The following is a 13,982-nucleotide window of genomic DNA, read 5'->3' on the forward strand; positions in this document are numbered from 1 at the left end:
GGGCTGGTGCTGGTGCGGCCCGACAACTACATAGCCATGATCGCGGCGGCGGGCCGAGGCGCCGACGTCATAGGTCGCCTGGAGCGCCTCGGTCGCTGACACCGCATGGGTCACGCCTGGGGCGCGGTCTTGACGGCGGAGATGTCGAAAGTCAGCTTCACCTTGTCGCTGACCATCACACCGCCGGTCTCCAGGGCGGCGTTCCAGGTCAGGCCCCAGTCGGAGCGCAGGATCTCGGCGCTGCCCTCGAAGCCGACCCGCTCGTTGCCGTAGACGTCGGTGGCGGAGCCGTTGAACTCCAGGTCGATGGAGAGCGGGCGGGTCACGTCCTTGATGGTGAGGTCGCCGGTGATGCGGAAGCGGTCGCCACCGAGCTGCTGGGCGGCCGTGGAGCGGAAGGCCATCAGCGGGAAGCGCTCCGCGTCGAAGAAGTCGGCGCTGCGCAGGTGGGCGTCACGGTCCTTGATGCCGGTGTCCACGCTCTCGATCCGGACGTCGATGGAGGCGCTGGAGCGGGACGGGTCGGAGCCGTCGAGGCGCAGGGTGCCCTCGTGGTCGGCGAACGAGCCCCGGACGTTGGTGACCATCGCGTGGCGCACGGTGAAGCCGACGCGGCTGTGGCTCGCGTCCACGGTGTAGTCGCCGGTGAGGGCGGCCAGCGCCGGGTCCACAGCGACGGCGGTTGCGGTAGCGGTCGCCGAGGGGGTGGTCGCGGTGGCGGCGGGTGCGACGGCGGTGGTGCTGCGGTTGCGGGAGAAGAAGCCCATGACTGCTCCTGGTGGGGTTCCTGAGTGAAGAACGGTCCGTCGAAGTTCATTGAACTTTCAACGAGAATGACGGTAGCGCGATCTGGTTCAAGTTTCAACATCTAGTGGGGGTGCTCTCCGATGGATCTCATGAGGCGCGACGCGCCGGTGCTGTCAGGACCATTGCGAGCCTTGGCGCGCCGTGCCACGGTGTGCCCTCGTCGCTCGCACCTCTCCCGGAGTCCCCGCTGTGGCCCCGTGCCGCACCGTCACCGGAAGGACCCCACCGTGCCGACCGTCCCTGCCTGGGCTCGCCGCGCCCTTCCCCCGAGCCGTGTCGGAGCCGCTTGGAGCCGCCGTGGATTCCTCACCGCCTCAGCCGCGGGTGCCCTGGGGCTTGCTGTGGCCCGTCCTGCTGATGCCGCTGCTCTCGATGCCCGCGTTCCCGGCCCCGACGTCAGCGGCGCGCATGCCTCCGGGCTCGCGGTCTCCCCGCGTGCCGCCGCTCACGTTGCTTCCGCCGGTTCCGCCGCCGACGAGTTCTCCGTGCTGCGGGGGCGGTGGCGGGACCTCATGCTCGGCTCCGGGTTCGAGGCGGGTGCCGAGCCCTATGCCACGGCTCTGCGGGGCACAGGCGCGGCAGCACGCGCGCTCCGCGCGAGTATGAGTCCGGCGCCCGCCTCGCTCTGGCCCGACGCCCCGTTCGACCCGCCTGCCGGGATCACTCTGAGCTACGCGCGGCTGCACACCATGGCCCAGGCGTACGCCCAGCCCGGCACGGGACTCACGGGGGAGGCCACGCTGGCCGCCGATGTCCTCGCCGGCCTCGACCATGTGCACCGCAGCGTCTACCACCCCGGCACCACGCCCCACGGCAACTGGTGGGAGTGGCAGATCGGCAGCCCGCGGCTGCTCCTCGACACGCTCACCCTCCTCCACGACGAGGCCGGCGCCGACCGTCGCGCCGCGTTCCTGGAGGCGGTGGGCCACTTCGTGCCCGACTCGGTGCTCGACGACTACACGGGCACCAGCACCGGTGCCAACAGGGTCGACCTGTGCCGCGTCGTCGCCCTGCGCGGCATTCTCGACGGCGACCCCGACCGCACCGGACTCGCCCGTGATGCCCTCTCGCCCGTCTTCCCGTACGTCACCCGGGGCGACGGCTTGTACGCCGACGGCTCCTTCGTCCAGCACGCCTGGGTCGCCTACTCCGGCACCTACGGTCAGGTCCTGCTCGACGGCCTTGGTCGGCTCTTCGCGCTGTTCCGCGGCTCCGCCTGGGAGGTCGACGACCCGCAGGCGCGCAACATCCACGACAGTGTCGAGAACGCCTACGTGCCGCTCATCCGTGACGGTCTGGTGATGGACAGCGTCTCCGGCCGTGCCATCAGCAGGGGGATCCAGGCCGCGGACGTCCGGAAGCCGCCGCAGAGCGACCATCAGCGTGGCCACGCCGTCATCGCGGCCATCGCCCTGCTGGCCGAGAGCGCGTCACCGGCCGCCCGGGCCCGCTGGTACGCCCTGATCAAGGGCTGGGCGGCCCGCGACACCGGGACGGCGCTGCGCACGGACCCGCAGTTCGGCGTTGCCGACCTCGCCCGGATCGCCGCCGCTCTCGACAGCCCGGGGCCCACTGCGCCGCCGCTCGTGGGGCACCGGCTGTTCGCCGCCATGGACCGGGCCGTCCACCACCGGCCCGGCTGGACCGCGAACATCGCCATGGCCTCCGACCGGATCACCTACTACGAGAACGGCAACGGGGAGAACCCGCACGGCTGGCACACCGGCGCGGGAATGCTCTCCTGGTGGGCCGCGCCCGCCACCGATGGCCAGTACGCGGACGCCTACTGGCCCACCGTCGACCCCTACCGGCTGCCCGGCACGACCGTCTCCGCCAAGCCTCTCGCCGACAACGAGGGCGGCGGCTGGGGAGCGCCTAGACCCGCCGTGCGCTGGGTGGGCGGGGTGACCGACGGGGAGTTCGCCGTCATCGGTCAGCACCTCAAGGGTCTCTCCTCCACCCTGGAGGCCCGTAAATCGTGGTTCTGCGCGGACGACGCGGTGGTCTGCCTCGGCGCGGGCATCACCGCATGCGACGGGACGCCCGTCGAGACAGTGGTGGACAACCGTGGCCTGGGGGAGCGCGGGGTGCCGCTCCTGACCGTCGACGGGGAATCCCAGCCGTGCTCCGTAGGCTGGTCACGCTCCTATGGGCGCGCCGCCTGGGCGCACGTCGAAGGCCATGGCGGTTATGTCTTCCCCGGTGGTGCCTCCCTGGAGGTCCAGTACGAGGCGCGATCCGGCGCCTGGCGGGACATCAACGCCGGTGGCAGTGCCGAGCGCCTCACGCGCCGCTATCTCACGCTTGTCCGGTCCCACGGTGTCGATCCCGCCGACGCCTCCTACGCCTACCTCCTGCTGCCCGGTGCCGACGCGCGCACGGTGGCCGCGCGCGCCGAGGACCCGCACTGGCTGACCCTCCTCGCCAACACCAAGGACTGTCAGGCCGTGCGGCTGCCCTCGCTCGGGCTCACCGCGGCCAGTTTCTGGACGGCGGGCACGGTCGGTACCCTCGGCGTCACGGCTCCGGCAGCCGTGCTGATCAGGGAAACGGCGGCGAGACCGTCCGGGGAGGCGCCCTTCGGGGCACGCGGGACCACCAGAGCCTCCTGGCATGGCGGGAGAGCCTCCGGGAGCGGGCGGACCGCGAGCATCCACCTCGCCGAGCCACCCCGCACCGGGGCGCCCATCGAGCTGATCTGGCATCGCGCGGTGCTGCGGGTGACCGCGCACGACCCCTCGGTGCGGGTGCTGTCGACCGGGGACACGCTGCGGATACGGGTGGACCCGGGCACGGCATGCGCGGCCCACCGCTGTACCGTCGCCCTGGCGTGAGCGGGGAGTAGGGGCAGGGAGCGTACCCACGGAGGCCGCCCAGTGCTTCACGGAGGCCGCCCAGTGCCCGGGCACCCGCAGCACCGATGCACGGGTACGCCCGCCACGCCGGGAACGGCGCGTTCACAAGGCCGGGGCGCGTTCACAAGGCCGGGGTATGCCCGCAGGGCCGGGGCGCACCGCACCACCGCAGGGCGCACCGCACCGCAGGACCGGGGCGCGCCGCAGGGCCAGGCAGGCCCGCAGGGGCCGGGACGCGCCGTCGTGTCGGGTGGCCGTCAAGTTGGCCAGCCTACGGCTCCCGGCGGGGAGTTTTGTGGATCCTTCACAAGGGGCACCCCCTATTGGTGGGTCCCCCTACCCCAGTCATTGTTTGGTTCTGTGATGCCTGCCCACCAAATCAGACATGACGTTGTATGGAATCGACATGAGTTTCGGGCCGTTCCGCCGCGTACCGTCTATGCATGAGCAATCTCGAAGGTGCGCCCGTAGAGGCGAGTGACGTCCGTGGGCGCGTCGCCGAGCTGCACGCCATCCGCGAGCAGGTTCGGCGTGGTCCGAGCGAGCGGGCGACCCAGGCCCAGAAGGCCAAGGGGAAGCTGACGGCCCGGGAGCGGATCGACCTGCTTCTGGACGAGGGGTCGTTCTCCGAGGTGGAGCCGTTGCGGCGGCACCGGGCTTCGGGTTTCGGGCTGGAGAGCAAGAAGCCGTACACCGACGGTGTGATCACCGGCTGGGGTACCGTCCACGGCCGCACGGTCTTCGTCTACGCCCACGACTTCCGGATCTTCGGTGGCGCGCTCGGTGAGGCGCACGCCACCAAGATCCACAAGATTATGGACATGGCCATCGCGGCCGGGGCGCCCCTGGTGTCCCTGAACGACGGCGCGGGCGCCCGTATCCAGGAGGGCGTCTCGGCGCTCGCCGGGTACGGCGGCATCTTCCAGCGCAACACCAAGGCCTCGGGCGTCATCCCGCAGATAAGCGTGATGCTCGGCCCCTGCGCCGGTGGCGCGGCCTACAGCCCGGCGCTCACCGACTTCGTCTTCATGGTCCGTGAGACCTCGCAGATGTTCATCACCGGCCCGGACGTCGTGCGCGCCGTCACCGGCGAGGAGATCAGCCAGAACGGGCTGGGCGGCGCGGACGTGCATGCCGAGACCTCCGGCGTGGCGCACTTCGCCTACGACGACGAGGAGACCTGCCTGGAGGAGGTCCGCTACCTCCTGTCGCTGCTGCCGCAGAACAACCGGGAGAACCCGCCGCGTGTCGTGAGCGAGGACCCGGCCGACCGTCTGGGCGAGGCCCTCCTGGACCTGGTCCCGGCCGACGGCAACCGCCCGTACGACATGCGCAAGGTCATCGAGGAGATCGTCGACGAGGGCGAGTACCTCGAGGTCCACGAGCGCTGGGCCACCAACATCATCTGCGCGCTGTCCCGGCTGGACGGCCAGGTGGTGGGTATCGTCGCCAACCAGCCGCAGTCCCTCGCGGGTGTGCTGGACATCGAGGCGAGCGAGAAGGCCGCCCGTTTCATCCAGATGTGCGATGCCTTCAACATCCCGATCATCACTCTTCTGGACGTACCGGGCTTCCTGCCCGGCGTCGACCAGGAGCACGGTGGGATCATCCGGCACGGGGCCAAGCTCCTGTACGCGTACTGCAACGCGACCGTGCCGCGGATCTCCGTGATCCTGCGCAAGGCGTACGGCGGCGCGTACATCGTCATGGACTCGCAGTCCATCGGCGCGGACCTCACCTACGCCTGGCCGACCAACGAGATCGCCGTCATGGGCGCCGAGGGCGCGGCCAATGTGATCTTCCGTAAGCAGATCGCCGAGGCGGACGACCCCGAGGCCATGCGCGCGCGGATGGTCAAGGAGTACAAGGCCGAGCTGATGCACCCGTACTACGCCGCCGAGCGCGGTCTGGTGGACGACGTCATCGACCCGGTCGAGACCCGGTCCGTGCTGATCAAGGCGCTTGCCATGCTCGCGACCAAGCACGCGGACCTGCCCTCCCGCAAGCACGGCAACCCGCCCCAGTAAGGGAGTACGTCATGAACAACACGCTCGTACGTGTCGAGAAGGGCACGGCCGACGCGGAGGAAGTGGCCGCCGTCACGGCCGTCCTGCTCGCCCGTGCGGCGGCTGTCGGCACCCACGCGGCCCCGCCGCGGCCCCGCCGCACCACGGCCGCGTGGCGTCGCCTGGAGCGCACGCCCGGCTTCAGGGCACCGCACAGCTGGCAGGGCTGACCCCACTCCGAACCCCGAAAGGGCCCTCTCCGGAGGGCCCTTTCGCTTTTCCAGTTTCCGGTTTCCGGTTTCCGGGCCGGCCACATCCACATGACGCCGTACAGCCGTACAGCCGTACAAACAGAAGGCCCCCGCACTCCACGTGAGTGCGGGGACCTCGTACCTCGTGTGCCCTGCGGGGGCTTGACCGGCGCGCTGCCGGGGCGGCTCACCGAAGGCGCGCCATCAGGGCGTGCTCGACCAGGGTGATCAGCGTGCTCTTGGCCTCGGTGCGGTGGCGGGCGTCCGTCGTGATGATCGGCGCGTCCGGGCCGATCTGCAGCGCCTCGCGGACCTCCTCCGGAGCGTACGGCTGCTGGCCGTCGAATCCGTTGAGGGCGATGACGAAGGGCAGGCCGCTGTTCTCGAAGTAGTCGACGGCCGGGAAGCAGTCCGCGAGCCGGCGGGTGTCCACGAGGACGACGGCGCCGATGGCACCGCGCACCAGGTCGTCCCACATGAACCAGAAGCGGTCCTGGCCGGGCGTGCCGAACAGGTACAGGATCAGGTCCTGGTCCAGCGTGATGCGGCCGAAGTCCATCGCCACGGTCGTCGTGGTCTTGTCCGGCGCGTGCGTGAGGTCGTCGATCCCCGCGGAGGCGGACGTCATCACGGCTTCGGTGCGCAGCGGGTTGATCTCCGAGACCGCGCCGACGAACGTGGTCTTGCCCACGCCGAATCCACCCGCCACCACGATCTTCGCGGAGGTGGTGGAGCGGACTGCCTCGCCGCTAGAGGTTCCGAAGTCCACTGAGCACCCTTTCGAGCAGTGTCACGTCAGGCTGGCCGCCGGCGGACTCGTCGCCGCCGGGCTGATGGATGGCGACGAGCCCGGCCTCCGCCAAGTCGGCGACGAGGATTCGGGCGACGCCGAGGGGGATGGTGAGAAGTGCCGAGATCTCCGCGACCGACTTGATCTCACGGCACAGATGGCAGATGCGCTGGTGTTCCGGCAACTGCCCTTGGAGCTGGGACGGCTGCGCCGTGGTGTGCACCAGTGCCTCGATGGCGAGCTGGTAGCGCGGCCGGGTACGACCGCCGGTCATCGCGTACGGACGCACCAGCGGATTGTGCTTCTTGCCCGCGGAGGGGGACCCCGAGGCCGAACGCCGGGACTGCTGCTGCGGAACCGGCTGGACATGCTGCGGCGGACGCGGCGGCTCCGCGTGCGCTTGGTGGCTTGGCGCAGAGGGGAAGTTGAAGCGGTTCAGCGGGGGCTGCCCCTGCTGCTCATTTCCATACGGGTAACCGCCTGGGGGCGTTGCCACGTCATCCTCCTCCAACTCGCCTGTCTGCTGCTGGTCGCGCCACCGCACCCTATGGCGCGGTGGCGCGAAACGCACTGCCTCTTTGCTAGTTGAGAAGGCTTCCCTGCAGTTCGGCACGGAGATCGGGCGTCAGCACGTTCCCCGCCCGGTCCACAAGGAGAGCCATCTCGTAGCCCACGAGGCCGATGTCGCACTCCGGGTGCGCCAGCACGGCCAGCGAGGAACCATCGGAGATGGACATGATGAAGAGAAAACCTCGCTCCATCTCCACAACGGTCTGATTGACGGCGCCGCCCTCGAAGATGCGGGAGGCACCGGCCGTCAGCGAGGTCAGCCCGGAGGCCACCGCTGCCAGCTGGTCCGCGCGGTCCCGCGGAAACCCTTCGGACATCGCCAGAAGGAGTCCGTCGGCGGAGACCACGACGGTGTGGGACACCCCTGGGGTGTTCTCCACGAAACTGGTGATCAACCAGTTCAGGTTCTGCGCCGCCTGGCTCATCGGGCTCACACTAACGCTCCTGATCGTAGGTGCTGCCGGGGCCGAAGCCCTGGTCGTGTTGCTGATGCTGCTCCTGCGCGGCGCCGGCGGAGTCGCCCGCGCTGCGCCCCTGCTGGATGCCGCGGCGCAGGTTGCTCAGCCTGCCGCGCACGTCCTCCGGAGCACGGGATATCTGGGGGCCGTCCTGGGGAGTCTGCGCCGCCGTGCCCTCCATCAGATTGGCCTTGGGCACTCGGCGGGGCAGACCAGAGGTGGTGATTCCACCGGCTTTCGGCTCCCGGAGCTGCTCGGCGCGGTGCCAGCGCTCGTCGTTCGTCGATCGCCAGGTGGGCTCGTCACCCGCCTGCGGCTGCTGTCGGACGTCCTGCTGGGGCTGCTCCGCATCGCCGGCCCCCGCGGCGTCCTCGACTGACTCGGATGGCTGCCACTGCGTCGCGCGGCGCGGCAGACCGGCCCCGGTCAGCGAGTGGGAGCCGCTCGAGGCGGGGCCCGGACGGTCGAACTCTACGCGCTCGGGCTGCGCCGTGTCAGCGGACGACAGGGAATCCGAAGCGGCACCGTAACCCTGCTGGGTGGCGTCCTGGTACGGACCTGAACCCCGCCAATCGGCCTGCCGGTCCGGCTTGGCGAAGCCGTCGAAGCGAGGCTGCTCCGGGAACGGTGTCTCGGGGTAGGACGACTCCGAGTAGGACGTCTCCGGGAACGGCGTCTCAGGGTAGGACGACTCCGAGTACGCGGCATCCGGGAAGGGGTGCTGCGCCGTCCGCTCGTACGGCTCGTGCTGGGGCACGGCGTGCTGGCCCGTCGAGTGCTGGCCCTGGCCCGGCATCGCGTGCCCGCCGGTGTCCTGCTCCGGCATGGCGTACTGGCCGGTCGAGTGCTGACCCGGGTACGGCATCGCGTGCCCGCCCGTGTCCTGCTCCGGCACCGCGTACTGGCCGGTCGAGTGCAGACCCTGCTCCGGCATCGCGTGCTGGCCCGTCGAGTGCTGACCCGGGTACGGGACGGCGTGGCCGCCGGTGTCCTGGTCGGGCTGCTGCTCGTACGGCTGCTGTGCGGGCTGCTGCTCGAAGCCCGGGAAGCCCTGCTGGTCGGGCTGCTGGGTCGCCTGTTCCTGGAGGAACTGCTGGCGGTTGTCGACCGCGGCCTCCAGGGCCGCGCGCCGCTCCTCGCGGAGTCGCGAACGGCCGACCGGGTCCAGCGTGGGCATGCCCGCGCCGTCCTGCTGCTGGTTCTGGTTCTCGTAGCGCGAGTCGTCGAAGCCGAGCTCGGCGGCGGTGGGCTGGTGGCCGCCCATGGCCATGGCCTGCTGCTCCGGCACCATCCGGGAGACCGTGAAGTCGTCGCCCGCCAGCTCGTCCTCGGCGCCACCACCGTGGGTGATCGCGTCGGGCAGCATCACCAGCGAGGTGGTGCCCGCCTGCTCGCCCGAGGGGCGGAGCTGGACGCGGATGCCGTGGCGGGTCGCCAGGCGGCCGACCACGAACAGGCCCATGCGCTGGGCGATCGCGACGTCCACGGTCGGCGGGTTCGCCAGGCGGTGGTTGATGTCCGCGAAGTCCTCGGCGGTCAGGCCGATGCCCTTGTCGTGGATCTCGATCATCACGCGGCCGTCGGGCAGTCGCGTCGCGGTGACCCGGACCTTGGTGTGCGGGGAGGAGAACGAGGTCGCGTTCTCCAGCAGCTCGGCGAGGAGGTGCACGAGGTCGGTCACGGCGAGGCCGTGGATCTCGGCGTCCGGGACGCCGGCCAGCTCGATGCGCTCGTACGCCTCCACCTCGGACGAGGCGGCGCGCAGCACGTCGACCAGCGGGACCGGCTGGTCCCAGCGGCGGCCGGGCTCCTCGCCCGCGAGGACGAGGAGGTTCTCGCCGTTGCGGCGCATACGGGTGGCCAGGTGGTCCAGGCGGAAGAGGTTCTCCAGCTGGTCCGGGTCGGCCTCGTTCTCCTCCAGCTCCGTGATCAGGGTCAGCTGGCCCTCGATCAGGCTCTGGTTGCGGCGCGAGAGGTTGGTGAAGATCGCGTTGACGTTGCCACGGAGCAGGGCCTGCTCGGCGGCGAGGCGGACGGCCTCGCGGTGCACCTGGTCGAAGGCGCGGGCGACCTCGCCGATCTCGTCACGGGTGGTGATCGGGATGGGCTGGATCCGGGTGTCCACCCGGCCCGGGTCGGTCCGGGAGAGCTGGTCGACCAGCGCGGGCAGGCGCTGCTCGGCGACGTCGAAGGCCGCGCGGCGCAGGTGACGCATGTTGCGGCTCATCGAGCGGGCCATCAGACCGGCCACGACGAACGCGATGATCAGAACCGTGACCAGGATGGCGCCGTTGACGTAGGCGGCCGTCTGGGCGTCGGAGGCGACCTGCTCGGCCTCGTCCACCGACTTGTTGTACAGCTCCTTCTCGACCTCGCGGTACGCGTCGAACTTGGCGGTCGAGACGGCGAACCACTGATCCGCCGTGATGCCCGCCTTCGCCAGCTGCTCGTCGGTCTTGCCGCTGACGAGGGCGTAGAAGATCTTGTCCTGCTCGGACAGCTTGGCCTTGGTGGCGAAGATGTCGTTCAGGCGGCTGATGTCGTCCTCGGTACCGGCGGCGTCGTACTCACGCCGGGCGATGGACTCCAGGAAGTTGTAGGAGGTGAACGCCGTGACCTGGACGGCCTGCTCCTGCTTGTCGGTCGTGGCGGGTTCCAGCATGAGGTGCATGCCGATGGACCGCTGGAGCGACTCGGCCGCCTTCGCGAGGGAGATCGCGTAGACCATGCGGCCGTAGGAGTTGTTGCCGGTGCCCAGGCCGAGCTCGTTGGTGAAGGCCATCAGCGGCTGCTGGATCGCGCCGTAGCCGTCCTCGGTCTTCACGTCGGGCAGTTCGGAGGTGTACGCCTTCTGCCGCAGCTTGGGCAGGGTCAGCTCCGCCTCGCGGAAGAGCTTGATGCGGCGCCGCAGGCTCGGGGTGTCCGGCGCCTGCTTGACGGCCTTGTCGAACTCCGCGCGGGCCTTGTCCGTCACCGCCTGGGCCTTCTTGATGACCGCGGACTCGCGGTTCTTCTCCTGAAGGATCGGCTTCACGCTGACGTCGCGCTCGTCGATGACCGCGTGGGCGTACGTGCCCGCGGCACGGACCAGACGCGCGGTGTTCGCGGCGTCCTTCGCCTCGGTCCAGGTGTCGACCCGGCCCTTGACGTCGAGTCCGCCGAAGACCAGGGCCACCAGCACCGGGATCATCAGGATCGCGTTCAGGCGGACGGGCACGCGCCAGTTACGGGGTGAGAAACGGCCGCCGCGGCCAGGGGGCGGCGGGGCGGGCGTTTCGGGCACATCCGAAGGCGGCGGCACCGCTGTGCGCGACGGCGGGGTGAAGTTGCCCCGCTCGTCCCGCGCCTGCTGTGCGGCGCCCGTCTTTCTGCGCGTCACTCGACCAACAACCTCTCGGCGTCGGCACCTGCGTTGTGTGCCGTTTAACGAACCGAACCGAGCCCATTACTGCTCGGTTCCTGGAATTCCAGCACGCCGGGCGTGCGCATTCCAAACAGTGCACACGGCCGACAGCCGAAGCGATTTGCCCGACATAAAACGGGCATTAAGAGCGAGCGGCGGCAAAAGGCTGGCGGATTGTGCGCACAGCGAAGTCGGCCGAACGCATACCGTGCTCACGTCCGGCCGATTCTCTGTCGAAACGTTATGAACGCTCCGTCAGGTCGTGTTCAATACCACAAGACATTTGCCGCCGACCAGAGATTTCGCGGCGCTACTTCAGCCGCGCCATCAGAGCGTGCTCGACCAGAGTGATCAGCGTGCTCTTGGCCTCGGTGCGGATACGGGCGTCCGTCGTGATGATCGGCGCGTCCGGGCCGATCTGCAGCGCCTCGCGGACCTCCTCCGGAGCGTACGGCTGTTGCCCGTCGAATCCGTTGAGGCCGATGACGAAGGGCAGACCGCTGTTCTCGAAGTAGTCCACCGCGGGGAAACAGTCCGCGAGCCGACGGGTGTCGACCAGCACGACAGCGCCGATGGCACCGCGCACCAGGTCGTCCCACATGAACCAGAAGCGGTCCTGGCCGGGCGTACCGAACAGATACAGGATCAGATCGTCGTCCAGCGTGATGCGGCCGAAATCCATCGCCACGGTCGTCGTGGTCTTGTCCGGCGCGTGCGTGAGGTCGTCGATCCCCGCCGAGGCGGACGTCATCACGGCTTCGGTGCGCAGCGGACTGATCTCCGAGACCGCGCCCACGAACGTGGTCTTGCCGACACCGAAACCACCCGCCACCACGATCTTGGCGGAAGTGGTGGAACGGCCGATGCCGCCGCCGCTAGAGCTTCCGAAGTCCACTGAGCACCCTTTCGAGCAGTGTCACGTCCGGCGTTCCACCGGACTCGGCCCCGCCGCCCGGCTGGTGGATGGCCACCATTCCGGCCTCCGCCAGGTCCGCGACGAGAATCCGTGCCACGCCCAGGGGCATGTTCAGCAGCGCCGAGACCTCGGCGACCGACTTGACCTCCCGGCACAGGTGGCAGATCCGCTGGTGCTCGGGGAGCAGGCCGGCGAGGTGGGCCGGATCGGCCGTGGAGCTGACCAGGGCCTCGATGGCGAGCTGGTAGCGCGGCCGGGTACGGCCGCCCGTCATGGCATAGGGGCGGACCAGCGGCTGGTCGCCTTCACTCCCGTACGACGCGTGATCAGGAGCGCCGTACGGGCCGGGCGAGGCGGGCGGGGTCATGAATCCTCCGGACGGGACAGCAGGAAGGCAATAATGCCGTCGAGCGGTGGCCGGTGGAGCGTTTTCGGCCGTACGGTCGGACGGTATGTGCGGTGTGCTCGGGTCAGTTCAGCAGGTTGCCCTGGAGTTCGGCACGGAGATCGGGCGTGAGGACGGTTCCCGCGCGGTCGACCAGCAGGGCCATCTCGTAGCCCACGAGGCCGATGTCGCACTCCGGGTGCGCCAGCACGGCCAGTGACGAGCCGTCCGAGACGGACATGATGAAGAGGAAGCCGCGCTCCATCTCCACGACGGTCTGGTTGACGGGGCCGCCCTCGAAGATGCGGGAGGCACCGGCTGTCAGCGAGGTCAGCCCGGAGGCCACCGCCGCCAACTGGTCCGCGCGGTCCCGCGGAAACCCTTCGGACATCGCCAGAAGGAGTCCGTCGGCGGAGACCACCACCGTGTGGGAGACACCCGGGGTGCTCTCCACGAAATTGGTGATCAACCAGTTCAGATTCTGCGCCGCCTGGCTCATCGGACTCAACTAACGCTCCTGCTGGTAAGTGGGGCCAACGTTGTGGCTGCCGGTGCCCTGGGTGCCGCCGGCCTGGCGGCCCTGCTGGATACCCCGGCGAAGGTTGGTCAGACGGCCGCGCACGTCGTCGGGCGAGCGCGAGACCTGCGGGCCGGTCGGGTCGGACTGGCCCGCGTCCGCGGTGCCCTCGACGAGGTTGGCGCGGGGGACACGGCGCGGCAGGCCGGAGGCCGTGGTTCCGTCCGCGGCCGGTACGCGCACCTGCTCGGCACGGCGCCAGCGCTCGTCGTTGGGCGAGTCGCGCCAGGTGTCCTGCGTGCTCTGCCGCGCGACGGACGGGTCCATCCGGGACGGGTCCGAAAGCGTCTGCCGCGGCTCGCGCCGGGGCAGACGCTGCGGGGCGTCCGCCGACGGCTCGGCGGCGGTGGCGTGGTTCTCGTCCGCGCCGCCGCGGAACCAGTTGGACTCCAGCTGCTCGAAGAGCGGGGTCCGCGTCTCACCGGCACCGTTCGCGGGCATCGGGGACGGCACGGCGGTGAGACCGCCCGGGCCGCTGTTCGCAGCCGTCGTCGGCCAGTCGTCCACCGGCGCCTGCGGGGCGGCGGCCTGCGGCTGTGCGTACTGGCCGCTGGTGCTGTTGGGCGTGTCCGGGGTCACCGGGCGGGCGTGCTGGCCGGTGGTGCTGGGCTGTGCGTACTGGCCGCTCGTGCTGTTGGGCGCGTCGGTGTTCTGCGGCAGCGCGTACTGGCCCGTGGTGCTGGGCTGTGCGTACTGGCCGCTGGTGCTGTTGGGCGTGTCCGGGGACTGCGGCAGGGCGTACTGGCCGGTGGCGTTCGGCTGTGCGTACTGACCGCTCGTGCTGTTCGGCGCGTCGGTCGACTGCGGCAGGGCGAACTGACCCGTGGCGTTCGGCTGCGCGTACTGGCCACTCGTGCTGTTCGGCGCGTCCGGGGTCACCGGGCGGGCGTGCTGGCCGCTGGTGCTGTTGGGGGCGTCCGGGGACGCGGGCAGGGCGAACTGCCCGGTGCGCTCCGGGGCACCC

The 13,982-nt window shown here is 70.2% G+C and carries 11 protein-coding genes and 1 pseudogene; 3 read left to right on the forward strand and 9 right to left on the reverse strand.

Going from position 1 to position 13,982, the window contains the following annotated elements; all coding sequences use genetic code 11:
• Positions 1–110: 110 nt before the first annotated feature.
• Positions 111–767 (reverse strand): YceI family protein, encoded by a 657-nt coding sequence (locus K6I34_RS17470; RefSeq protein ID WP_229327200.1) that lies wholly within the window; start codon positions 765–767, stop codon positions 111–113.
• 381 nt (positions 768–1,148) lie between these two features.
• Here K6I34_RS17470 and K6I34_RS17475 point away from each other — a divergent pair, with 381 nt between their 5' ends.
• From K6I34_RS17475 to K6I34_RS17485, 3 genes are all read left to right on the forward strand, one after another.
• Positions 1,149–3,641 (forward strand): polysaccharide lyase 8 family protein, encoded by a 2,493-nt coding sequence (locus K6I34_RS17475; protein WP_229327201.1) that lies wholly within the window; start codon positions 1,149–1,151, stop codon positions 3,639–3,641.
• 464 nt (positions 3,642–4,105) lie between these two features.
• Complete coding sequence (locus tag K6I34_RS17480) at positions 4,106–5,689, forward strand: acyl-CoA carboxylase subunit beta (protein WP_229327202.1); 1,584 nt, start codon at positions 4,106–4,108, stop codon at positions 5,687–5,689.
• 11 nt (positions 5,690–5,700) lie between these two features.
• The gene (locus K6I34_RS17485; RefSeq protein WP_229327203.1) at positions 5,701–5,898 is read left to right on the forward strand and encodes an acyl-CoA carboxylase subunit epsilon; all 198 of its coding nucleotides are present in this window, start codon (positions 5,701–5,703) and stop codon (positions 5,896–5,898) included.
• A 208-nt stretch (positions 5,899–6,106) separates the two neighbouring features.
• On the opposite strand, the gene K6I34_RS17490 is transcribed toward K6I34_RS17485, so the two are convergent.
• The 8 genes and pseudogenes from K6I34_RS17490 to K6I34_RS17525 form a co-directional block, all read right to left on the reverse strand.
• On the reverse strand, positions 6,107–6,688 hold the full coding sequence (locus tag K6I34_RS17490) for an ATP/GTP-binding protein (RefSeq protein WP_229327204.1): 582 nt from the start codon (positions 6,686–6,688) through the stop codon (positions 6,107–6,109).
• Complete coding sequence (locus tag K6I34_RS17495; protein WP_121799946.1) at positions 6,669–7,205, reverse strand: DUF742 domain-containing protein; 537 nt, start codon at positions 7,203–7,205, stop codon at positions 6,669–6,671. Before K6I34_RS17495 ends, K6I34_RS17490 begins: the two co-directional genes overlap by 20 nt.
• A gap of 85 nt (positions 7,206–7,290) precedes the next feature.
• Entirely contained in the window at positions 7,291–7,713 is a 423-nt protein-coding gene (locus K6I34_RS17500) for a roadblock/LC7 domain-containing protein (RefSeq protein WP_049717348.1), read from the reverse strand.
• Between the two features lies 1 nt (position 7,714).
• Positions 7,715–11,116 (reverse strand): nitrate- and nitrite sensing domain-containing protein, encoded by a 3,402-nt coding sequence (locus K6I34_RS17505; RefSeq protein WP_374230951.1) that lies wholly within the window; start codon positions 11,114–11,116, stop codon positions 7,715–7,717.
• A gap of 334 nt (positions 11,117–11,450) precedes the next feature.
• Complete coding sequence (locus tag K6I34_RS17510; protein WP_229327205.1) at positions 11,451–12,035, reverse strand: ATP/GTP-binding protein; 585 nt, start codon at positions 12,033–12,035, stop codon at positions 11,451–11,453.
• On the reverse strand, positions 12,016–12,423 hold the full coding sequence (locus K6I34_RS17515; protein ID WP_121799944.1) for a DUF742 domain-containing protein: 408 nt from the start codon (positions 12,421–12,423) through the stop codon (positions 12,016–12,018). Before K6I34_RS17515 ends, K6I34_RS17510 begins: the two co-directional genes overlap by 20 nt.
• Positions 12,424–12,526: 103 nt before the next feature.
• Positions 12,527–12,940, reverse strand: a complete 414-nt coding sequence (locus K6I34_RS17520; RefSeq protein WP_308294020.1) for a roadblock/LC7 domain-containing protein — start codon at positions 12,938–12,940, stop codon at positions 12,527–12,529.
• A 9-nt stretch (positions 12,941–12,949) separates the two neighbouring features.
• Positions 12,950–13,982: pseudogene (locus K6I34_RS17525) on the reverse strand (histidine kinase); the annotation flags it as partial.

Origin of the sequence: Streptomyces sp. UNOC14_S4 (assembly GCF_020740835.1) — a bacterium.
In the GTDB taxonomy this organism is placed as follows: domain Bacteria; phylum Actinomycetota; class Actinomycetes; order Streptomycetales; family Streptomycetaceae; genus Streptomyces.